Below are 20837 nucleotides of genomic sequence, written 5' to 3' on the forward strand. Positions count from 1 at the left end.
CCTCACCGGCAGTCGCCGCCTGGCGCTGCCGCCAACCTGTCCACCCCTCGCCCTGCACGCATGCGCCCCGCCACCGCCCTGATCGACCTCGACGCCCTCCGCCACAACTACCGTCTCGCCCGCAGCCGCCACGGCGGGCGCGCCCTCGCGGTGGTCAAGGCCAATGCCTACGGCCACGGCGCGGTGCGGTGCGCACAGGCGCTGGCGGCGGAGGCCGACGGTTTCGCGGTCGCCTTTCTCGACGAGGCGCTGGAGCTGCGCGCGGCCGGCATCACCCAGACCATCGTGCTGCTGGAAGGCGTGTTCGACGCCGCCGAGCTGGAGCAGGTGGTCGCGCATGGCCTGTGGCCCGTGGTGCATCACGCGGCCCAGATCGAGATGATCGAGCAGGCCGCACTGGCGCGCCCGCTCGACATCTGGCTGAAGGTGAACAGCGGTATGAACCGCGCCGGCTTCGTCGGCGACGCCGTTGGCAGCGCGTGGCAACGCCTGCGTGCGAGCGGCAAGGTCGGCGAGATCACGCTGATGACGCACTTCGCGCGCGCCGACGAACCCCAGGTGATCGCCACCGCCGAACAACTGGCCGATTTCGACACCGCCACGCGAGGGCTGCCCGGCCCGCGCAGCCTCGCCAATTCAGCCGCGGTGCTCGGCTGGCCCGACGCGCACGCCGACTGGGCGCGGCCGGGCATCCTGCTTTACGGCGCCGACCCGATGCCCGGCGAGGGTAACGGCCTGCAGCCGGTGATGACGCTGGAAAGCGAGGTGATCGCGGTGCGCGAACTCGCCGCCGGCGCGCCGCTGGGCTACGGCGCACGCTACGTCGCCGAGCGCCCGCGCCGCATCGGCCTGGTAGCGATGGGCTATGCCGACGGCTATCCGCGCAGTGCGCCGGACGGCACCCCGGTGGCGGTCGACGGCCAGCCGAGCATGCTGGTCGGCCGGGTGTCGATGGACATGCTGACGGTGGATCTCACCGACCTGCCTCAAGCCGGCATCGGCAGCCGGGTGGAGCTGTGGGGCCGGCAGGTGCCGATCAACCAGGTCGCCGCCGGCGCCGGCACCATCGCCTACGAGCTGCTGTGCAACGTCAAACGGGTGGCCTTTCGCTACCGCGGGTGAAGCGCGCCGCGCGGCGCGCTAGGCGGTGCGCGCCGGCTTCGGCGTGAAACCGCGGCAGGGTTCGCCGGAGGCCGCCTCCACCTCGATGCAGGGCTTGCGCCGGCTGTGGAACCCTAGGATGCGGCAACCGTAGGGAAAGGCGGGATCGTGGGTGATGTAGTAGCCCGCGCAACCCCGGCAGTCGGCAATGCCGCCGGGGCGCTGCGGCGTGCCGGCTGCGATCGCCATCACCTGCCCTATTCGCGCACCGTGTCGATCACGAGGGCCACGCCGCCCGCGTCCGGCGCCACGCGGTCCACCCGGCCTTCCAGATCGCCGGGGCGGGCGCCCACGTCGCCGCTCTTCGAAACCCGCGCGGTCAGCGTCAGTTGGGCCGGAACCGGCCCGTCGCCCATGCGCGGGGCGTCGGCGAAGCTGAATTCGCGCGGCAACTCGCCCGCCTTGAAGCGCAGCGCCGCGAGCGGCGGGCCGCCGCCCCCGCCACGCACGAACACGAACACGGTGTCGTCCGCGCCCGCGCGTTCGCGCAGCGCCGGCGCGATCTCGAGCCGCCCGGCCAGCGTCAGGCTGCCGCCCTCCGCCGCACCGGCAGCCGCGGCGGGGGCGGCCGGAGCCGGCGCTTCGGCGAGCGGCGGCAGCCCGCCCTTGGCGCGCGCATCGTTGATGCCGGCGCGCAGCGCGCGCGCCGCTTCTTCCTGCGGCGGGATGCGCACCAGGATACGTTCCCACTGCGCCGACGCGGCGGCGTAGTCCTTGCGTTCGAAGGCCGCGGTGCCGGACAGCAGCAGCGCCTTGACGTGGTTCGGGTCGGCCTCGAGCGCGCGGCTGACGATGGCCTCTGCCGGGCCGGACACGCTGCCGTGCTGGGCTGCCACGGTGTCGGCCCAGTCGGCGAGGATGTCGGGGTTGTCGGGCACCAGCGCCACCAGCCGCTCGTAGGCCGCGGCGGCCTTGGGGAAGTCTTCCAGCACCACGTAAGAGCGCGCCAGCATCATCCAGCCTTCGACGTTGTCCGGCTCCTGCTGCAGCCGGGCTTCGAGGCCGCCGACCATCTGCGCGACCTGTTCGCGGCTGAAACCGCCCTGGCCGGCGACCCGCTGCGGGTCGAGCCCGGCCGGTTCGCCGAGGGCGAGGTAGATCGCGGTGGCAAGCACCGGCACCGCCAGCGCGAGCGCAATCGCGAGGCGCGGCGCCGGCCGGGCTTCCACCGTGGCCGCGGCGGCCTCGCCTTCCTCCAGCGCGCGCTTCTCCAGGTCGTCGCGGCTGCGGGCGTAGGTTTCGGCGTCGATCGTGCCGGCCGCGCGTTCCGCCTCCAGTTCGGCAAGCTGCTCGCGCAGCACCGTCAGCGCGCTGGCGGCCTGGCCGGCATCGGTGCTGACGTCGGCCGCGCGGCGGCGACGCTGCAGGCCCGCGCCGAACAAGGGCGGCAGCACCAGCAGCAGGGCCGCCGCGACCAGCAGGGCCGCGAGCAGCACGAAGGGCAGATAAACACTCACGAACGTTCTTCCTGTTTGGGGGTATCGGCGCCGCCCTCGAGCAGCGCGCGGGCGCGGGCATGTTCCGCGTCGCTCAGCGGCGTGGCCGCTTCCGCGGCCCGGCGCCGCAGGCGCAGGCCGAGCCAGCCGGCGCCGGCGACCAGCAGCAGCAGCGGGCCGAGCCACAACACCAGCGTGGTGGTCTTGAAGGGCGGCTCGTAGAGCACGAAGTCGCCATAGCGGGCGACGAGGTAGTCGACGATCTCGACCTCGTTACGCCCGGCGACGAACTGCTCGCGCACCTGGTTGCGCAGGTCCACCGCGAGCGGCGCATGCGATTCGGCGATCGACTGGTTCTGGCACACGAGGCAGCGCAGCTTGTGCGACAACTCCAGCACGCGCTCTTCCAGCACCGGGTCCTCGACCGCCGGACGGGCCTGCGGCGCGGCGTCCGCGGCCAGTGCCGGCATGCCGCCGGCGAGGCCGAGCAGCGCGGCGCACAGGGTCAGCGCGCGGCGGGCGCGCAACGGCAACCGCCTGGAATCAGCCCGCACGCTTCAGCTCCTCGATGCGCGGCGCGAAGATCTTCTCGACGCTTTCCGGGGTGATCGGGCCGATGTGCTTGTAGCGGATGTTGCCGCGCTGGTCGATCAGGAAGGTTTCGGGCACGCCATAGACGCCGAAGTCGATGCCGACGCGGCCGTCGATGTCGAGCACCGACAGCGCATAGGGGTCGCCGTGGGCACGCAGCCAGCCGTGCGCGCGCTCGATCGCCAGCGCCGTTTCCGCCTCCAGCGCCATGTCGCGCGCATCGATCTCGCCGTCGCCGCGCACTTCCTTGTAGTTGAGGCCGACGATGGGGGCGAGCTGGCGCTTGGCCAGATCGACCAGCACCGGGTGCTCCTGGCGGCAGGCCACGCACCACGACGCCCACACGTTGAGCAGCCACACCTGGCCGCGCATTTCCTCCAGCGCGAAGGTCTGCGCCGGCTGGTCGAGGCGGGCGAGGCGGAAGGCCGGCGCCGGCTTGTCGATGAGCGGCGACGGCACTTCACGCGGATTGAGGGTGAGGCCGAAGGCAAGAAAGCCCGCCAGCACCAGGAACAGGATCAGGGGAACGAGGAACTTCGCTTTCATCGGGATTCCAACGGCAGGTTCAGGCGGTCTGGCCGGCGGTGGCCGCCGCCGCGGCGCTGCGCTCGGCGAGCTTGCGATAACGGCGGTCGGCCGCGGCGCAGATGCCGCCCGCGACCATCAGCAGGCAGCCGGCCCAGATCCAGCTGATGAAGGGCTTGTAGTGCAGGCTGACGATCCAGCTGCCGTCCTTCAGGCCTTCGCCGAGCGAGACATAGATGTCGCGGAACAGGCCGACGTCGAGGGCGGCTTCGGTCATCGGCATCTGCTGCGCGCGATAGACGCGCTTTTCCGGCTCCAGCGTGTTGAGTTCGACGCCCCCGCGCGACATCACGATGTTGGCGCGCGCGGCATCGTAGTTGGGGCCTTCGATCTCCTGCACGCCGCGGAAGGCCAGCGTGTAGCCGGCGAACTCCGCCTGCTCGCCCGGGCGCATCTTGAGGTCCAGGTTCTGCTCGAGGCTGCCGACCAGGGTGACGCCGATGATGAACACGCCAACGCCGAGGTGCGCCAGCCACATGCCCCACCACGCCGCCGGAATGGTGGAGAGCCGCGACGATACCGCCGCGCCGGCGCGTTCGCGCAGGCGCGAGACCAGCAGCTGCAGGCTGGCCAGCACCACCCACGCGGCGAGCGCAAGGCCGAGCACGGTGCGCCAGGTGACATGGCCGATCGCGAACGCGGCGCCCACGCCGATCACCACGCTGGCGATGAAGGCCGGCGCCACGCGGCGCACCGCGGCGCCGAGGTCGTCGTTCTTCCAGCGCAGGAAGGGGCCGAACATCATCAGGATGACCACCGGCGTCATCAGCGGCACGAACACCGCCTCGAAGTACGGCGGGCCGACCGAGATCTTGCCCAGGCCGAGCGCATCGAGGAACAGCGGGTAGAGCGTGCCGAGCAGCACCGAGGCCGATACCACCGACAGCAGCACGTTGTTGCCGAGGAGCGAGGTGTCGCGCGACACCAGGCCAAAACGGCCGCCGCCCGCCAGCCGGGGGGCACGCCAGGCGTAGAGCACCAGCGACACGCCGATCACGGTGACGAGGAAGGCGAGCACGAACAGGCCGCGGCGCGGATCGGTGGCGAAGGCATGCACGCTGGTGAGCACGCCGGAACGGACCAGGAAGGTGCCGAGCAGCGACAGCGAGAACGCGCCGATCGCCAGCAGCACCGTCCAGCTGCGGAAGGCGCCGCGCTTTTCGGTGACCGCCAGCGAGTGGATCAGCGCAGTGCCGAGCAGCCAGGGCATGAAGGAGGCGTTTTCCACCGGGTCCCAGAACCACCAGCCGCCCCAGCCGAGTTCGTAATAGGCCCAGCCCGAGCCGACGGTGATGCCGGCGGTGAGGAAGACCCAGGCGATGGTGGTCCACGGCCGCGACCAGCGCGCCCACGCGGCGTCGAGCCGGCCGCTGAGCAGCGCGGCGATGGCGAAGGCGAAGGCCACCGAGAAGCCGACGTAGCCCATGTACAGCAGCGGCGGGTGGATGATCATGCCCGGGTCCTGCAGCAGCGGGTTCAGGTCGCGGCCCTCGGGCGCGCCCGGCAGCAGGCGGTCGAACGGGTTGGAGGTGACCAGCATGAAGGCGAGGAAGCCGACGCTGATGCAGCCGAGCACGCCGAGCACGCGGGCAACGAAGGCTTCCGGCAGGTGGCGCGAGAATACCGTCACCGCCACCGTCCACAGCGTCAGCGTCAGCGCCCACAGCAGCAGCGAGCCCTCGTGGCTGCCCCACACCGCGGTGATGCGGTAGGCGAGCGGCGTGGCGGTGTTGGAATGCATCGCCACGTACTGCACCGAGAAGTCATTGACCACGAAGGCCCAGGTCAGCAGTACGAACGACAGCGCGACGAAGAAGAACTGCCCCTGCGCCGCGGGCCGCGCCACCGCCATCAGCGCCAGCCGGTTGCGCTGCGCGCCCACCAGCGGCACCACCGCCTGCACCAGCGCCAGCACCAAGGCCAGCACCAGCGCGAAATGTCCGAGTTCGGGAATCATTGCTGCACCGTCGTCGCGGTCTTGTGGGCCTGTTCGAGCGCGTGCGCGGCCTCGGGCGGCATGTAGTTCTCGTCGTGCTTGGCGAGTACCTCGGTGGCGCGGAACTGGCCGTCGGCGCCGAGCGTGCCTTGCACCACCGCGCCCTTGCCCTCCTTGAAGAGGTCGGGCAGCGAACCCCTGTAGCTCACCGGGATCACCTTCGCGGTGTCGGTAATGACGAAGCGCACGGTGACGCCGTCGGCGTCGCGCTGGATCGAACCGGTTTCGACCATGCCGCCGACGCGGAAGGTCTTGCCGACCGGCGCCTTGCCCTCCGCCACCTCGGACGGGGTGTGGAAGAACACCAGGTTCTGCTGGAAGGCGGACAGCACCAGGGCCGCCGCGGCAACCAGCAGCGCAATGCCGCCGCCGACCAGCATCAGACGTTTGTTACGCGCTTTCATCGTTCCATCTCCACCGCGGCCCCGATCGGGCCGCCACCTTGCTTGTCCTTGCCGACCGCGCGCCGCCAGCGCAGCAGCCGCTTCAGGGTGTCGCGCCGCCGCTGCACCAGCAGCCCCAGCTCAAGCGCCATCAGCGCAAAGCTCACCGCGTAGCTCCACCACACGAAGGGCCCCTTGCCCCCCATGGCCCAGAACGCCGCCCACGATTCCCACTGCATCACCCACGCCCTCCTTCGGCCGCGGCTTCCTGCGCAAGGACCGCGCCCACCCACTCGGTGTGGCGCTCGCGCTCCAGGATCATCGGCCGCACCCGCCACAGCACCACCGCCAGCGTGTAGGCCCAGGCCGCGAAGGCCATCACCAGCATGCCGGCCAGCATCGTGGACGCCATCGACGGCGCCTTGGTGAGGCTGACCGAGGCGCCCTGGTGCAGCGTGTTCCACCACTTCACCGAGAAATAGATCACCGGCACGTTCACCGCGCCGACGATCGCGATCAGCGCGCCGGCGCGGTCGGCGCGGCGCGGGTCCTCGATCGCACGGGTGAGCGCGATGAAGCCGAAATAGAGGAAGAGCAGCAGCAGCTGGGAGGTCAGGCGCGCGTCCCACACCCAGTAGGCGCCCCAGGTCGGCCGCCCCCATAGTGCGCCGGTCCACAACGCCACGAAACAGAACATTGCGCCGGTTGGTGCCAGGGCCTGGCTCATGATGAAGGACAAGCGGGTGTTCATGACCAGGCCCACCGCGGACCATCCCGCCATCACCAGGTAGATGAACATCGACATCCACGCCGCCGGCACGTGGATGAAGATCACCCGGTAGACCTCGCCCTGCACCGCGTCGGTAGGCGCCACGAAGAAGGCCAGCCACAGGCCGACGACCGTGAGCACCGCGGCGGCAGCCGCGAACCACGGCGCAAGGCGGCCGGCGAGCGGATAGAAAGCCTGCGGCGCTGCGAACCGGAACAGGCTGAAACCGCGATCGGAGGTAGTCATGAAGTTCGCTTCGCTTGCCGGCGCCGGTTCGCCGCGGTGTCGCCCGGGCGGCCGGTGCGCACGGCGCCGGCCGGGTAAAGGTTGATCGTCATTCGCTCGAAATCCGCAGCGCCGCCGCGCACGCCAACGGCGCCAGCGCCAGCGCCCCCGCCAGCCCGCCGCCGAGCAGCAGCAGGTGGGCGGCCGCGCCGGTGCCCGACAGCTCGGCCTCGACCGCGCCGGCACCGAAGATCAGCACCGGCACGAACAGCGGCAGCACCAGCAGCGCAAGCAGCATGCCGCCCCCGCGCAGGCCCAGGGTCAGCGCCGCCCCCACCGCGCCGAGCAGCGCGAGGATGGGCGTGCCGAGCGCCAAACTTAGAACGAGTATGGAAAGCGCACCTTGTTCGAGGTCAAGCAGCAAGGCCAGCGCGGGCGCGACCACCACCACCGGCAGGCCGGTGCTGAGCCAGAACGCCAGCACCTTGGCGGTCACCCACAGCACGGCAGGCTCACTAGACAGGAGAAGTTGCTCAAGGGTTCCATCGGCGTGGTCCTGCGCGAACAGCCGGTGCAGCGACAGCAGGCAGGCGAGCAGCGCGGCGACCCACAGCACCCCCGGCGCGATCGCGCGCAGCAGGTTGGGCTCGGCGCCGACGCCGAACGGGAACAGGCACACCACGATGACGAAGAAGGCCAGGGTCACCAGCACGTCGGCGCGGCCGCGCCAGGCCAGCAGCAGATCACGCCGCAGCACGGCGACGAAGGCGCTCAACATGCCCAGGCCCCGACATCGAGCACCCGCGGCGGACGGGCGAAGCCCGCATCCTGGTGGGTGGTGAGCACCACCATGCCGCCGGCGGCGCAGTGCGCGGACAAGGTCGCGGCGAGATCGGCGACCGCGGCCACGTCGAGCGCGGTGAAGGGTTCGTCGAGCACCCACAGAGGGCGCTGCGCCGACAGGAACAGGCGCGCCAGCCCCACGCGCCGGCGCTGGCCCTGCGACAGCACGCGCGCCGGCAGGTCGAGCTGGTTGCCCAGCCCGATGCGTTCCAGCGCGGCGGTGCAGCGCGCCACGTCGGCGTCCTCGCCCGCGGCCGCGCAGGCAAAGCGCAGGTTCTCCAGCGGGCTCAGCAGGTCGTTGAGGGCGGCGGCGTGGCCGAGATAGAGCAGTGCGCGATGGAAAGCCTCGCGTTCGGCAGCGATCGGCCGGCCCTGCCAGCGCACGCTACCGGCTTCAGGCTGGGCCAGCCCGGTCAGCAGGCGCAGCAGGCTGGTCTTGCCGACGCCGTTGGGGCCTGCGAGGCGCACGAGATCACCCGCCTCCACACGGAGGGCGAGGCCGCGGAACAGCAGGCGGTCGCCCTTCAGGCAGGCGAGATCTTCGGCTTCGAGCATGGGGGCGGATTGAACCACAAGGCGGCTACGGCGGGAATGGCGCCGACCGCGCAAAACCGCCATCACGGCCCCGGCTGTCGCCTTTGTACCGTCGCTGCAGCCGCGTGATGGTGCATCGCGCGCACGGCGCGCACCACCGCACCTCTCGGCCGTTGGTAATAGACCCCGAGAGCACGAGGGTTGAATGCACCCGGGCGCGAACGTCCCCGTGTCTACCAGCCCCACCATCTCGCAGCCTGTACGTCCTGGACAACATCGCATCTATTGCCAAACTTATCGACTAATATGTATTTTTGTCTTGGACAAAAAGGACAAACTCGCGCGATACTCACCTGCGGCCATTCCTATCGCGTTGTCGTCATGGACAAAGCCACAAAACGGGCGTGCACGGGCTTATTTTCTATAACTATCGTTGTAGTTTGAATGCGCATGCTGCGGCGACAAACCCCGCTACTACGCCAGACAAACCGGCCCATTCCGGTCAATCGACACAACTAAAGTCGTGGGCACGAAACGTGCTCCCCATACTTCCTCCAGCCCCGCCTCAGAGAGATCCGACGGCCCTGCGCCGCGGACGGGAGAACAGCATGCGCGCCCGCAGTTCGTACACCAACGAAATCGAGACCGTCATCCCGGACGGCGCTTTCATCTACTCGCGTACCGACCTCAAGGGGCGCATCGAGGAGGCCAACGAGGCCTTTGCCGAGATCAGCGGCTATACGCGCGAGGACATGATCGGCAAGCCGCACAACATGGTCCGCCATCCCGACATGCCGGCGGAGGCCTTCAAGGACATGTGGTCCGACCTGGTGGCGGGCCGGCCGTGGCGGGGGCTGGTGAAGAACCGGCGCAGCGACGGCGGCTACTACTGGGTGGTGGCCAACGCCTCGCCGGTGCGCGAGGGCGGCCGGATCGTCGGTTACCAGTCGGTCCGGTCGCGCCCGACGCGCGAAGAGGTTGCCGCGGCCGAAGCCGCCTACAAGCGCATCCGCGAGGGCGACCGCTCGATCAAGGTCTATCACGGCCGCGTGGTCGCCAACCGGCCCGCGTGGATGAACGCAGCCGTGTCGCTGCGGGCCCAGATGAATGCGGTGGGCGTGCTCGCCGTGCTGCAGGCCCTGCTGATGGTCGTCGAAGGCTTCACCTCGATCGAGGTTCCGGGGACGCTGATGGCCTTGGTGGCGGTGCCCTCGCTGCTCTACGCGCTGTATTTCCTGCTGATCTACGCGCCGCACGTCCAGCGCGACCTCGGCGCCACCGCGGCCTGGCTGGAAAGCATCCTGAGCACCGGCGACCTGCGGCACCGCTTCGACCTCAAACGGCGCGACGTGATCGGTGCCCTCGCCCGCCGCGCCGACAAGGTGGTGTCCTCGGTGCAGGCCACACTGCAGGGCATGACGGAGGTGTCGGTGCAGGTCGAGCGCGCCGCCGGGCAGGTGGGTAGCCGGGTGCACGACGTGCGCCTGTCGGCGCAGACGCAGAGCGAAGCGGCCAGTTCGGCGGCGGCGTCGATCGAAGAGGTCACGGTGTCGATCGGCGAGGTTGCGGCGCATGCCGCCTCGACCCGCGAGGTGGCGGAAGAGACCAGCCGCGTGTCGGACGAAGGCGCGCGGATCACGCGCGACGCGAGCCGCAACATCCAGTCGCTGGCCGACCGCGTCGGGGTGTCGGCCGAGCAGCTCGAAACCCTGGGCAAGCGTTCGGACGAGATCGGCCGCATCACCGGCGTGATCCGCGAGATCGCCGACCAGACCAACCTGCTCGCGCTCAACGCCGCGATCGAGGCCGCGCGCGCCGGCGAGCAGGGGCGCGGCTTCGCGGTGGTGGCCGACGAGGTGCGCAAGCTCGCCGAACGCACCGGCCAGGCGACGCGTGAAATCGGCGAGATGATCGACACCATCCGCAGCGAAACGCAGCAGGCGGTCGACACCATGCGCGCGGGCGCCACCCAGGTGGGCGAAGGGGTGGAGCGCGTCGGCGCGGCGGAAGAATCGCTGAACCGCATCAATGCCGAGATGGCGGTCACGATGGAGCGCGTGACCGAAATCTCGCACGCCTCGGGGGAGCAACAGGTGGCGTTGCAGGACCTCGCCCGCCATATCGAGCAGGTCGCGTCGATGACCGAGCAGAACGTGGCCGTGGTGGCGGACACCGAGGACATGGTGCACCGGCTGGAAGCGGTGGTGGACCGCATGCGCAAGGCCGTGGGGCAGTACGCCGTGTAAAAAACAGACGGCGGACACCGCAGTCCGCCGTCCTCGTTACCGCGCGGCCTAGTGTGCCTGTTCGGCGGCCTTGGGCGGGGCCGGGTGGAACACCTCGGGTGCGACCGAATCGCGCGCCGCGCCGATTTCCTGCTCGATCGGCGGCAGCGAGTGGGCGATGCCCTTGTGGCAGTCGATGCAGGTCTGCCCCGCCGACAGCCCGGCCTGGTGCATCTGGTTGGAGCGCCGGCCCTGCACCGAGTAGTCGAAATACTCGTAGTTGTGGCAGTTGCGGCATTCCTGCGAGTTGTTGGCCTTCATCCGCCGCCATTCGTTCTGCGCCAGCTGCAGGCGCTTGGCGTTGAACTTCTCCGGCGTGTCGATCGAGCCCAGCAGCTTGTGCCAGACCTCGTTGGAAGCCTTGATCTTGCGGATCATCTTCGGCCCCCATTCCTTCGGCACGTGGCAGTCCGGGCAGGTGGCGCGCACGCCGGTGCGGTTCTGGTAGTGGATGGTGTTGCGGTACTCCAGATAGACGTTGTCCTTCATCTCGTGGCAGGAGATGCAGAACTGCTCCTTGTTGGTCATCTCCAGGGCCCAGTTGAAGCCGCCCCAGAACACGATGCCGGCGACGAAGGCGGTGCCGAGCGCGGTCCAGCCGATGCGGCGCAGCCAGGTCCAACGGCCCTGCTTGGTGGTGTCGGTCATGACGTTCTCCGTCGCTCAGCGCAGGCCGTCGGCACGCTGGAAGCCGTTGCTGACCAGCGGCGGCGCATCGGTCTGCGGCACGTGGCACTGCACGCAGAAGTAGCGCCGCGGCGAGATGTTCGACAGTTCGCCGCCGTCGCGGTCCTTGAAGTGGGTCAGGCTGACCTTGGTCGCGCCGGTCTCCTGGTAGCGGCTCCAGGCGTGGCAGTCCATGCAGCGGTTGAAGTTCTTGCTGATCTCGTAGCCTTCGATCTTGTGCGGGATCAGCGGCGGCTGCTGCACGTAGTCGCGCGGAATCGGCGCGCGGTCGGGGATGGGCTTGAAGTTGCCGGGCGCCACTTCGGTCGCCGAGACTTCGTTGCCACGGATGCTGCGCACCCCTTCGGCCAGCACGGCGGAAGGCAGGCAGGCGCCGATGCCGAGGGCGGCAATGAGCGCAATCACGCATTGGCGGGCTGGTTTTTTCATGACTCGCTCCTGTTGAATCGCGTCGTAATACGGAAAACGTGCTGAGCGCAGACATCCACGCAGCGGCCACAGGTGGTGCAGTCGCCGGCGAGGATGAGCGGATGGTCCTGACCGACGCCCTTCAGCGCCGGCCGGATGACCTGGGGTTCGGGGCAGACCGCGAAGCAGTCCATGCAGTCGTTGCAGGCGCTGCGCCGCGCGGCCGACACGCGGACGCCGGCGCTGCGGCCGAGGAGGCCGTAGAAAGCGCCCTGCGGGCAGAGGTGGCCGCACCAGCCGCGCGGCGCGATCAGCAGGTCGTAGAGGAAGACACCGCCGACGATGCCCCACGCGAGGCCGAAACCGAAGACCAGCCCGCGGTGCAGCATCGACACCGGATTCACCCACTCCCACGCCAGCGAACCGGTAAGTGCGGCGGCCACCAGCACGAAGCCGAGCAGCCAGTAGCGCGTGGCCGCGGCCGGCACCTTGCCGCCCTTGAGGCCGAGCCGGCGCCGCAGCCACGCGGCGGCGTCGGTGACGATGTTCATCGGGCACACCCACGAACAGAACACGCGCCCGCCCAACAGCAGGTAGACAGCGAGCACGATGCCGGCGCCAGTCAGCGCCTCGCGGTAGGGCCACTGTCCGGCCGCGATGGATTGCGCCAGCACGAAGGGATCGGTGAGCGGCAGCACGCCGAGCGTGAGGCTGGAGCTGAGGTTGCCCTTCACGATCCACCACCCCAACCAGGGCCCGGCGAGGAACAGCGCGAGGATGCCGGACTGGCTCAAACGGCGCAGCAGCAGCCACTTGTGCGCGCGCAGCCAGCCCTTGGCCGCCACCGCCTCGGCACCGGGGCGCGCGACCGCGCCACGGCGGGCGGCGCCGCGCACGCTGGTCGCCGGCACGGCGTCCTCGGCCGACGGCACGGACGGCCCGCCCGGCTGCTGCGGGACATCGTTTCCGCGGGAGGCCGCGCTCCCTGCGGGCGGGCGTGCGGACGCGTTCATGGCTTCCACCCCGAATCGAGCCCGCCGGCCGGGGCCGCCGGCGCGGTGGCGGGCGTTTCACCCGGGCGCAGCCGGGTGTCGCCGTAGGCCTTGTCTTCCATCCCGCGCACCGGCAGTTCCACCTGCTCGCCGATCAGCGAGCCGCCGGCGGCCTCCTTTTCTTCCCAGCCGCGCAGGTAGTGCTCGGCGCGCGAGCCTTGCGCCAGCTTCGCCGGCAACACCTTGATCGCCGCCTCGCCCGGCAGCACGCAGGCCTTCTCGCACTTGCCGCAGCCGGTGCAGTGGTCGGAATGCACCGTCGGCAGCAGCATGGCGTGGCGGTCGGAGCGGGGGTTATGCACCTTCTCCAGCGTGATCGCCTTGTCGATCACCGGGCACACGCGGTAGCAGACGTCGCAGCGCAGGCCGAGGAAGTTGAGGCAGGTCTCGTGGTCGATCAGCACCGCGAGACCCATGCGGGCCTGCGCGATGTCGGTCAGCGCGCGGTCCAGCGCGCCGGTGGGACAGGCCGCCACGCAGGGGATGTCGTCGCACATCTCGCACGGCACCTTGCGCGCCTCGAAGTAGGGCGTGCCGGTGGCGGTGGCGGCGCCGAGTTCGGCGAGCTTCAGCGTGTCGTAGGGGCAGTCGCGCACGCACAGGCCACAGCGCACGCAGGCGGCGAGGAAATCCGCTTCGGCGAGCGCGCCGGGCGGGCGCAGCGCGGTGGCCGGCAGCGCCGAGGCCTGCTTGGCGTAAAGGCCGACGCCGAGCGACAACAGGCCGGCGCCACCGGCCACGCCGGCCGCTTCCTTGAGGAAGCGGCGGCGGGGCGGGGATACCGCCTCTCCGGCACGGGGGGACTGGTCGTTGCTCATGTCGGTCTGACTGCTTGTCGTTGAAACTGCGGTTTGCGGCGCGCAAGCGCCTGTTGATCGGTTCCTCCCCCTTCGAGGGAAGGTCGGGAGCCGGATGGGGTTCGGTTCAGCGCCGCGACAACCCCATCCCCACCCCAGCCCTCCCCTTGAAGGGGAGGGAGTACATCAGGCCGCCCCGCAGCCGGTGCCAGGAGGCATCCCCGTTGGGGCGGGCGGCAAGCAGTGCTTGCCGAAACCCCTGCTTCACCCCCTTGAAGGGGAGGGAGCCAACCGGCCTGCGCCGAGGGCTGGCCCTTACGCCTTCATCACCTTCACCGCGCACTTCTTGAAGTCGGTTTCCTTCGAGATCGGGCAGGTGGCGTCCAGCGTCAGCTTGTTCACCAGCCGGCCTTCGTCGAAGAAGGGGACGAAGATCAGCCCCTTCGGCGGCTTGTTGCGACCGCGCGTCTCCAGCCGGGCGACGACTTCGCCGCGGCGCGAGGCGATCTTCACCACCATGCCGCGCTGCAGGCCGCGCTGGGTGGCGTCCTCGGGATGCATGAAGACCAGCGCTTCCGGCACCGCGCGGTGCAGTTCGGGCACGCGGCGGGTCATCGAGCCGGTGTGCCAGTGCTCCAGCACGCGGCCGGTGCACAGCCACATGTCGAACTCCTTGTCCGGCATCTCCGGGGGATCCTGGTAAGGCAGCGCGAACACCACCGCCTTGCCGTCCTTGTGGCCGTAGAACTTCACGCCCTCGCCCTGCTTCACGTAGGGGTCGTAGCCTTCGCGGAAGCGCCACAGGGTTTCCTTGCCCTCAACCACCGGCCAGCGCAGGCCGCGCGCCTTGTGATAGACGTCGAAGTCGGCGAGGTCGTGGCCATGGCCGCGGCCGAACTGGGCGTATTCCTCGAACAGGCCCTTCTGCAGGTAGAAGCCCAACGCCTTCGATTCGAGGTTCATGTAGCCCGGAATCGCATGCGCGTTGGCCTTCTCGACGTCGGAGAGCGGGAACTTGTTGACCGTGCCGTTGGCGAACAGCACGTCGAACAGGGTCTTGCCCTTGACCTCCGGCTTCTTCGCGATGAGGTCAGCCGGCCACACTTCCTCGACCTTGAAGCGCTTGGAAAACTCGATGTACTGCCACAGGTCGCTCTTGGCCTCGCCCGGGGCGGTGACCTGCTGGCGCCAGAACTGGGTGCGGCGTTCGGCGTTGCCGAAGGCGCCTTCCTTCTCGGTCCACATCGCCGAGGGCAGGATCAGGTCGGCCGACAGCGCCGACACCGTCGGATAGACGTCGGACACCACGACGAAGGCATTCGGGTTGCGCCAGCCGGGGTAGATTTCCTCGTTGACGTTGGGACCGGCCTGCATGTTGTTGGTGGTGCTGGTCCAGTAGCACTTGAGCTTGCCGTCCTTCAGCGCGCGGCTCTGCGCCACGGCGTGCAGGCCGATCTTGGCCGGAATGGTGCCTTCCGGCAGCTTCCAGATCTCCTCGGCGATGGCGCGGTGCATCGGGTTGGCGACCACCATGTCCGCGGGCAGGCGGTGGGCGAAGGTGCCGACCTCGCGCGCGGTGCCGCAGGCAGACGGCTGGCCGGTGAGCGAGAACGGGCTGTTGCCGGGTTCGCTGATCTTGCCCACCAGCAGGTGGACGTTGTAGATCATGTTGTTCACCCAAGTGCCGCGGGTGTGCTGGTTGAAGCCCATGGTCCAGAACGACATCACCTTCTTGTTCGGGTCCGCATAGACCTCGGCCAGCCGCTTCAGGCGCTCGGCGGGCACGCCGGTGAGCTTGGCGGTCTTCTCCAGCGTGTAGTCGGAGACGAACTTGGCGAATTCCTCGAAGCTGATGTCCTTCGCGGCGTTGACGTCGCCCTTGGGCTTGCCGTCGGCGCCGGGGTAGCCGTTGCTGGTGGCCTTCTGCTCCAGTGCGTGGGTGGGGCGCAGGCCGAAGCCGATGTCGGTTTCACCGGCCTTGAACTTGACGTTCGCATTGACGAACGCGGTGTTCACCCGCTTGGTCTGGATGATGTAGTTGCAGATGTAGTTGAGGATCGCGAGGTCGGTCTGCGGCGTGAAGATCATGCCGTTGTCGGACAGCTCGAAGGAGCGGTGCTCGAAGGTGGACAGCACATGCACCTCGCAGCCCTCGCGCGACAGGCGGCGGTCGGTGATGCGGGTCCACAGGATCGGGTGCATCTCCGCCATGTTCGAACCCCACAGCACGAAGGCGTCGGCGTTCTCGATGTCGTCGTAGCAGCCCATCGGCTCGTCGATGCCGAAGGTGCGCATGAAGCCGGTCACCGCGGAGGCCATGCAGTGACGGGCGTTGGGGTCGATGTTGTTGGTGCGGAAGCCCGCCTTCCACAGCTTGGAGGCGGCGTAGCCTTCCCAGATCGTCCACTGGCCGGAGCCGAACATGCAGATCGAATCCGGGCCCTGTTCCTTCAGCGCGGCCTTCCACTTCTCGGCCATGATGTCGAAGGCCTGGTCCCACGAGATCGGCGTGAACTCGCCGTTCTTGTCGTACTTGCCGTTCTTCATCCGCAGCAGCGGCTTGGTCAGGCGGTCCTCGCCGTACATGATCTTGGACAGGAAATAGCCCTTGATGCAGTTCAGCCCGCGGTTGACCGGCGCGTCCGGATCGCCCTGGGTCGCCACCACGCGGCCGTTCTGCACGCCCACCAGCACCGAGCAGCCGACGCCGCAGAAGCGGCACGCCGCCTTGTCCCAGCGCACCTTGGTGTTGGCGCCGTTGGGCTGCGCCTGCGCCACCACCGGGATGCCGATGCCGGCGCTCGCCGCCGCGGCGGCAACCGCATTGGCCTTGATGAAATCGCGTCGATCCATGCTCATCTCACGCCTCCAGTAATTCCAGACCTTCGTCGGTGTATTCGTAAGCGAGCGTGGCGCCGAGCACATGCTCGGCCAGGCTCACCGCCAATATCGAATCGGTGATCGAGTAGCCCTCGCCATCCTCGATGCAGAGGACCATGCGGCCGTTCTCGGCCGAGGCGCCATGCACTTCCACCCCCGGGATCTCGCCCAGGGTCTCGTTCAGTTCCGCGAAGTGCTCGGGCTTGGCCCGCACCACCAGGCTCGCGATCCTCATGCGCCTTCCTCCATCACCGCCATCGTGTTCATCTGCAGGGAAATCGCCCGCACCGGGCAGGGCGCGACGCAGGCGCCGCAGCCGGTGCAGCGCGCCGCCTCCACCTCGGGCAGCGCTACGCCGCCGGCGCGCGGCCGGAAGCGGATCGCGCCGGCACCGCAGGCCTCGCCGCACACCCGGCACTCCACGCCGTGCTGCGCGATGCAGCCGGCGCCCAGGGTCAGGGTCGGGGTCCAGGGCGTCCGTCCGTCGTCACGCTGCAGCGCGCGCGGCGCGCAAGCGGTGACGCAGCGGGTGCAGAAGCTGCACTCGCTGCGGGCGAAGTCGATCTCGGGGTATCCGCCGCCGCCGCGCACCACCACCTGCGTGGGGCAGGCCGCGACGCAGGCGTCGCAGCGGGTGCACTGGCGCAGGAAGTCCTCTTCGGCGACCGCCCAGGGCGGACGCAGCGGCGAGGCGCCGGGCGGGGTACGGCCACGCAGGAAGCCCCTGCGCGCCATCGATACGGAAACCACGGAAATTCCCCAGGAAGCGAATGGGGATATCTTCCGTGCGGCGCCGACCCCGCGTCATTGATGAACGTCAAGATAGGAATCGCTCTCAATACGCGCAAAAACAGCGCGGTATCGGGCGCGGACCGCGGCGGGGGCGAGGGTCGGTTCAATGCCGGCGGCGGGGCGCCGCGGCGGGCGTCAGCCCAGGCTGGGTTCGCCAGCCGCCGGCCGGCTTTCCGCCAGCCAGCGATCCACATCGGCGGCCAGCACTTCCAGCAGATGGGTCCAGCCGGGCAGCAGCTGCGTCACGGTGGCGAAGTCGCCGGCGCGCGCCGCCAGTTCGATCGCCAACGCGGCGTCCACCGCCTCCGCGCTGCAGACCGTGCCGGCCAGGCCCTTGGCGGTGTGGGCTGCGCGCACGCAGGTTTCGCCGTCCGCCGCCTCCACCGCCAGCCGCAGGCTTGCGGTTTCGCCGAACAGCGCGGCGACCGCCTCGGGCAGGATTTCGCGCGCGATGTCAAGGTCGCCGGCCATCTGGTCGAGGGCGAGGTCGGCATCGAAGGCGCGCCCTCGCGCGGCGGGCGGTCCGGCGGGCAGGTCCGGCGGCGACGGATCCGCCGGTACGCTGAGCCAGTGCCGCACCGTCGCCTCCAGCCGCGCGGCGTCGATCGGCTTGGTCAGGTAGTCGTCCATGCCCGCCGCCAGCACCCGCTCGCGGTCGCCTTCCATCGCGTCGGCCGTCATCGCGACGATGGGGATGGCGGCATGGCGGGCGCCGCCCAGGCCATCGCGGATCGCCCGGGTCGCGGCAAAGCCGTCCACCTCGGGCATGCGGCAGTCCATCAGGACGAGGTCGTAATCGCCCTGCACCAGCGCGGCCAGCGCCGCGGCGCCGTCACCGGCCACGTGCACCCGGTGACCCTGGCGTTCCAGCATCGTGCGGGCGATCTTCTGATTGGTGGCGTTGTCCTCGGCCAGCAGGATGCGGCCGTGGCGCGGACGCTCGCCTCCCATGAGCGGGGCGGTGGGCATCCGCAGCGGCTGCCCGCCCTGGCGCAGCAGGGTGCGCAGCGCGCGTTCGAGCAGGTCGGCGCGGACCGGCTTCGCCAGATAGGCGGCAAAGCCGCCGGCGCGCAGGCGCTCGGCGTCGGGGCGCATCGCGACCGGGGTCAGCAGCAGCAGCGGCAGGTGGGCCAACGCGGGATCGGCCTTGATCCGTCGGCCGAGCGCTTCGCCATCCATGCCCGGCATGCGCAGGTCGAGGATCGCGCCGTCGATCGTCGCGCCCGTCTCCGCCTCGCCTGCGAGCAGTGCCAGCGCGGCATCGCCGTCGGCGGCCTCCAGCAGCTCGCAGCCCCACGCGCCGAGCAGCAGGCCGAGCTGTTCGCGGCTGCTGGCGTTGTCGTCCACCACCAGCAGGCGGCGGCCGGCCAGGTCGGAGGCCGGCGGCAGATGTTCGCCACCCGGCTGGCGCGCGAACGGCAGCGCCAGCCAGAAGGTCGAGCCCACGCCCGGCTGGCTGCGGACGCCGATCTCGCCCCCCATCAGCTCGACCAGGCGCTTGCTGATCGACAGCCCCAGCCCGGTGCCGCCGAAGCGGCGGCTGGTCGAGCCCTCGGCCTGGGTGAAGGGCGAAAACAGCGCGGGCAGGGTTTCGGCCGGAATGCCGATGCCGCTGTCGCGGATCTCGAAACGCACGCGCAGTGGTTCGCCGCGGTCCTCGACGCCCACGCTCACCACGACTTCGCCGTGGTCGGTGAACTTGATCGCATTGCCGACCAGGTTGAGCAAGACCTGCCGCAGCCGGCCCGGATCGCCGCGCAGCCGCGCGGGGAGCGAGGGCTCCACGCGGCAGATGAATTCGATGCCCTTCTCCTCGGCGCGCAGCGCGAGCAGGCTGCTGATTTCGTTGAGCACGCCATGCAGGTCGAAGTCGATGGTTTCGATGTCGAGCTTGCCGGCGTCGATCTTCGAGAAGTCGAGGATGTCGTTGAGGATGCCGAGCAGGGCCTGCGCGCTGTGGCGGGCGGTCTCGGCGAAGTCGCGCTGCTCGTCGTCAAGCTCGGTGGTCAGCAGCAGCTCGGTCATGCCGAGCACGCCGTTCATCGGCGTGCGGATCTCGTGGCTCATGTTGGCGACGAACAGGCTCTTGGCCTGGTTGGCGGCCTCGGCGGCGGCGCGCGCCTCGTGCAGGTCGGTGACGTCGACACGGAAGCCGACGATGTGGCCGGCAGGCGTGCGGCGATCGACCACCCGCAGCCAGCGCCCCGACGCAATGCAGGTTTCGCGCGCCTCGGTGCCGGCCTGGTGGCGCGCCATCGCATCGGCCAGCCACGCTTGTTCGCGGCCCACCGCCTCCGGAAACTGCCCGCGCGCCACGCTGGCGCGCAGGATGCGCTCGAACGGGGTGCCGGGCACCAGCAGATCGGCGGTGAGCGCGAAGAGTTCGCGGTAGCGGTCGTTGCACAACAGCAGGCGGTCCTGCTCGTCGCAGATGATGAAGGCTTCGTCGATCGCGTCGATCGCGGCCCGCAGGATGCCTTCGCTACGTTGCAGCGCGCTGGCCGCGCGCTCGCGTTCGGTCCTGCGCGCCGCCTCGAGCGAGGCCGCGAGCGTGTTCACCACGTGGGCGATCGCGCCGGTCTCGCCGGTCATCGCGGGGAGGCGCTCCCCCAGGTCCTGCTCGATGCGGCGCACGCCCGCGGTGATGGTGCCGACGTCGCGCGTCAGCCGCGTGGCGAGCAGCACCACCAGCAGCGTCGCCACCAGCACCGCGAGCGCGGTGAAGGCCGACACCATGGTGCGCATCTGGCTGATTTCGGCGTCGATGTCGTCGATCAGCTGGTTGGCCCAGATGTAGCCGACGACCTCCTCGCCCTGACGCACCGGCGTCATCGCGTTGAGGATGCGGCCGCGCACCAGCAGGCCGCGCTCCACCGCCGCGGTCCCGAGATGCATCACGCGCCGCCCCGGATGGTCCGCCGCCACCGACACCCCGACCTTGTCGCCGAACTTGGCGCTGGGGCCGTAGGTGAGGATGGCGTCCAGTTCGCGGTGGTAATAGCCCACGCCGGTGCCGGGAAACGCGGCGGCGACCTCGTCGGTATAGCCGGCCAGCGCCGCGTTGAGCACGCCGATGCGCGCGGCGCGGTCCTGCGCGGGCGTGGGGGAACGCGCGAGCAGCGCGGCGTAGCCGCCGTCGGCCTCCAGGCGCGCCGACAGCAGCCGGGTGACGCCCAGCAGGCGCTCGCGCTTCTCGGCGAGGATGGACTGCTCGCTGCCGAGCGTGAGGAGGTAGCCGAGCCCGCCGATCGACAGCGCGACCATCGGGATCAGCGCCAGCAACAGGCGCGCGCGCAACTTGCCCGGCCACAGCCTTGCGAGCGCGTTCATGGCCTGGCCTCCGCGCGCGTGCGGGGGCGCAGCTTCTGCGGGCCCACCTTCTGGTGTATAAGGGGCGCTCGAATTCCCCCCGC

Annotated in this window: 20 protein-coding genes; 2 read left to right on the top strand and 18 right to left on the bottom strand. The window is 70.0% G+C overall.

Features of this window, described 5'->3' with window-relative positions:
* The first annotated feature begins 60 nt into the window (after window positions 1–60).
* Window positions 61–1122 carry an alanine racemase gene (gene alr / locus dqs_RS20030; RefSeq protein WP_065341547.1) on the top strand — a complete coding sequence of 354 codons (1062 nt, stop codon included), beginning with the start codon at window positions 61–63 and terminating at the stop codon, window positions 1120–1122.
* A gap of 18 nt (window positions 1123–1140) precedes the next feature.
* On the opposite strand, the gene dqs_RS20035 is transcribed toward alr, so the two are convergent.
* From dqs_RS20035 to ccmA, 10 genes are all read right to left on the bottom strand, one after another.
* Entirely contained in the window at window positions 1141–1350 is a 210-nt protein-coding gene (locus tag dqs_RS20035; protein WP_011767648.1) for a hypothetical protein, read from the bottom strand.
* Window positions 1351–1358: 8 nt separating this feature from the next.
* Window positions 1359–2618 carry a c-type cytochrome biogenesis protein CcmI gene (ccmI, locus tag dqs_RS20040; protein ID WP_084018728.1) on the bottom strand — a complete coding sequence of 420 codons (1260 nt, stop codon included), beginning with the start codon at window positions 2616–2618 and terminating at the stop codon, window positions 1359–1361.
* Entirely contained in the window at window positions 2615–3067 is a 453-nt protein-coding gene (locus tag dqs_RS20045; RefSeq protein ID WP_050976236.1) for a cytochrome c-type biogenesis protein, read from the bottom strand. Before dqs_RS20045 ends, ccmI begins: the two co-directional genes overlap by 4 nt.
* Before the next feature lie 73 nt (window positions 3068–3140).
* Window positions 3141–3734, bottom strand: coding sequence for a DsbE family thiol:disulfide interchange protein (locus dqs_RS20050; RefSeq protein WP_011767651.1), 594 nt, complete (start codon window positions 3732–3734; stop codon window positions 3141–3143).
* Between the two features lie 19 nt (window positions 3735–3753).
* On the bottom strand, window positions 3754–5730 hold the full coding sequence (locus tag dqs_RS20055; protein WP_011767652.1) for a heme lyase CcmF/NrfE family subunit: 1977 nt from the start codon (window positions 5728–5730) through the stop codon (window positions 3754–3756).
* On the bottom strand, window positions 5727–6173 hold the full coding sequence (gene ccmE / locus dqs_RS20060; RefSeq protein ID WP_011767653.1) for a cytochrome c maturation protein CcmE: 447 nt from the start codon (window positions 6171–6173) through the stop codon (window positions 5727–5729). Before ccmE ends, dqs_RS20055 begins: the two co-directional genes overlap by 4 nt.
* A complete protein-coding gene (gene ccmD / locus dqs_RS20065) occupies window positions 6170–6391 on the bottom strand; it encodes a heme exporter protein CcmD (protein WP_011767654.1) in 222 nt (73 codons plus the stop codon). Before ccmD ends, ccmE begins: the two co-directional genes overlap by 4 nt.
* A complete protein-coding gene (ccmC, locus tag dqs_RS20070; RefSeq protein ID WP_011767655.1) occupies window positions 6391–7167 on the bottom strand; it encodes a heme ABC transporter permease CcmC in 777 nt (258 codons plus the stop codon). The genes ccmD and ccmC overlap by 1 nt, the downstream gene beginning before the upstream one ends.
* Window positions 7168–7255: 88 nt before the next feature.
* Window positions 7256–7924 (bottom strand): heme exporter protein CcmB, encoded by a 669-nt coding sequence (gene ccmB, locus dqs_RS20075; RefSeq protein ID WP_065341549.1) that lies wholly within the window; start codon window positions 7922–7924, stop codon window positions 7256–7258.
* On the bottom strand, window positions 7918–8544 hold the full coding sequence (gene ccmA, locus dqs_RS20080) for a cytochrome c biogenesis heme-transporting ATPase CcmA (protein WP_011767658.1): 627 nt from the start codon (window positions 8542–8544) through the stop codon (window positions 7918–7920). The genes ccmB and ccmA overlap by 7 nt, the downstream gene beginning before the upstream one ends.
* Window positions 8545–9131: 587 nt before the next feature.
* On the opposite strand from ccmA, the gene dqs_RS20085 reads away from it, so the two are divergent.
* Window positions 9132–10769, top strand: a complete 1638-nt coding sequence (locus dqs_RS20085; protein WP_065341550.1) for a methyl-accepting chemotaxis protein — start codon at window positions 9132–9134, stop codon at window positions 10767–10769.
* 48 nt (window positions 10770–10817) lie between these two features.
* On the opposite strand, the gene dqs_RS20090 is transcribed toward dqs_RS20085, so the two are convergent.
* The 8 genes from dqs_RS20090 to dqs_RS20125 all read right to left on the bottom strand — a co-directional run bounded on the left by dqs_RS20090 (window position 10818) and on the right by dqs_RS20125 (window position 20754).
* Window positions 10818–11456 (bottom strand): NapC/NirT family cytochrome c, encoded by a 639-nt coding sequence (locus dqs_RS20090; protein ID WP_065341551.1) that lies wholly within the window; start codon window positions 11454–11456, stop codon window positions 10818–10820.
* A 15-nt stretch (window positions 11457–11471) separates the two neighbouring features.
* Window positions 11472–11924 (bottom strand): nitrate reductase cytochrome c-type subunit, encoded by a 453-nt coding sequence (locus dqs_RS20095; RefSeq protein ID WP_011767661.1) that lies wholly within the window; start codon window positions 11922–11924, stop codon window positions 11472–11474.
* Window positions 11921–12916 (bottom strand): quinol dehydrogenase ferredoxin subunit NapH, encoded by a 996-nt coding sequence (gene napH / locus dqs_RS20100; RefSeq protein ID WP_236778712.1) that lies wholly within the window; start codon window positions 12914–12916, stop codon window positions 11921–11923. The genes dqs_RS20095 and napH overlap by 4 nt, the downstream gene beginning before the upstream one ends.
* Complete coding sequence (napG, locus tag dqs_RS20105; RefSeq protein WP_011767663.1) at window positions 12913–13773, bottom strand: ferredoxin-type protein NapG; 861 nt, start codon at window positions 13771–13773, stop codon at window positions 12913–12915. Before napG ends, napH begins: the two co-directional genes overlap by 4 nt.
* Window positions 13774–14067: 294 nt before the next feature.
* Window positions 14068–16611, bottom strand: coding sequence for a nitrate reductase catalytic subunit NapA (napA, locus tag dqs_RS20110; RefSeq protein WP_065341553.1), 2544 nt, complete (start codon window positions 16609–16611; stop codon window positions 14068–14070).
* 1 nt (window position 16612) lies between these two features.
* Window positions 16613–16867: a chaperone NapD gene (locus dqs_RS20115; protein WP_011767665.1), complete on the bottom strand. Its 255-nt coding sequence runs from the start codon at window positions 16865–16867 to the stop codon at window positions 16613–16615.
* The gene (napF, locus tag dqs_RS20120) at window positions 16864–17367 is read right to left on the bottom strand and encodes a ferredoxin-type protein NapF (protein WP_065341554.1); all 504 of its coding nucleotides are present in this window, start codon (window positions 17365–17367) and stop codon (window positions 16864–16866) included. The genes dqs_RS20115 and napF overlap by 4 nt, the downstream gene beginning before the upstream one ends.
* Before the next feature lie 192 nt (window positions 17368–17559).
* Window positions 17560–20754, bottom strand: a complete 3195-nt coding sequence (locus dqs_RS20125) for a response regulator (protein ID WP_065341555.1) — start codon at window positions 20752–20754, stop codon at window positions 17560–17562.
* Window positions 20755–20837: the final 83 nt, after the last annotated feature.

Source organism: Azoarcus olearius, from assembly GCF_001682385.1.
GTDB classification, from domain to species: Bacteria; Pseudomonadota; Gammaproteobacteria; order Burkholderiales; family Rhodocyclaceae; genus Azoarcus; species Azoarcus olearius.

Coding starts and splice junctions, on each gene's coding strand:
- ccmB (WP_065341549.1), bottom strand. CDS start 7,924: ATGTTGAGCGCCTTCGTCGCCGTGCTGCGGCGTGATCTGCTGCTGGCC.
- dqs_RS20035 (WP_011767648.1), bottom strand. CDS start 1,350: ATGGCGATCGCAGCCGGCACGCCGCAGCGCCCCGGCGGCATTGCCGAC.
- ccmE (WP_011767653.1), bottom strand. CDS start 6,173: ATGAAAGCGCGTAACAAACGTCTGATGCTGGTCGGCGGCGGCATTGCG.
- alr (WP_065341547.1), top strand. CDS start 61: ATGCGCCCCGCCACCGCCCTGATCGACCTCGACGCCCTCCGCCACAAC.
- dqs_RS20055 (WP_011767652.1), bottom strand. CDS start 5,730: ATGATTCCCGAACTCGGACATTTCGCGCTGGTGCTGGCCTTGGTGCTG.
- ccmA (WP_011767658.1), bottom strand. CDS start 8,544: ATGCTCGAAGCCGAAGATCTCGCCTGCCTGAAGGGCGACCGCCTGCTG.
- napG (WP_011767663.1), bottom strand. CDS start 13,773: ATGAGCAACGACCAGTCCCCCCGTGCCGGAGAGGCGGTATCCCCGCCC.
- napA (WP_065341553.1), bottom strand. CDS start 16,611: ATGAGCATGGATCGACGCGATTTCATCAAGGCCAATGCGGTTGCCGCC.
- dqs_RS20045 (WP_050976236.1), bottom strand. CDS start 3,067: ATGCCGGCACTGGCCGCGGACGCCGCGCCGCAGGCCCGTCCGGCGGTC.
- dqs_RS20095 (WP_011767661.1), bottom strand. CDS start 11,924: ATGAAAAAACCAGCCCGCCAATGCGTGATTGCGCTCATTGCCGCCCTC.
- ccmD (WP_011767654.1), bottom strand. CDS start 6,391: ATGCAGTGGGAATCGTGGGCGGCGTTCTGGGCCATGGGGGGCAAGGGG.
- dqs_RS20085 (WP_065341550.1), top strand. CDS start 9,132: ATGCGCGCCCGCAGTTCGTACACCAACGAAATCGAGACCGTCATCCCG.
- dqs_RS20050 (WP_011767651.1), bottom strand. CDS start 3,734: ATGAAAGCGAAGTTCCTCGTTCCCCTGATCCTGTTCCTGGTGCTGGCG.
- napH (WP_236778712.1), bottom strand. CDS start 12,916: ATGAACGCGTCCGCACGCCCGCCCGCAGGGAGCGCGGCCTCCCGCGGA.
- dqs_RS20090 (WP_065341551.1), bottom strand. CDS start 11,456: ATGACCGACACCACCAAGCAGGGCCGTTGGACCTGGCTGCGCCGCATC.
- ccmC (WP_011767655.1), bottom strand. CDS start 7,167: ATGACTACCTCCGATCGCGGTTTCAGCCTGTTCCGGTTCGCAGCGCCG.
- dqs_RS20115 (WP_011767665.1), bottom strand. CDS start 16,867: ATGAGGATCGCGAGCCTGGTGGTGCGGGCCAAGCCCGAGCACTTCGCG.
- napF (WP_065341554.1), bottom strand. CDS start 17,367: ATGGCGCGCAGGGGCTTCCTGCGTGGCCGTACCCCGCCCGGCGCCTCG.
- dqs_RS20125 (WP_065341555.1), bottom strand. CDS start 20,754: ATGAACGCGCTCGCAAGGCTGTGGCCGGGCAAGTTGCGCGCGCGCCTG.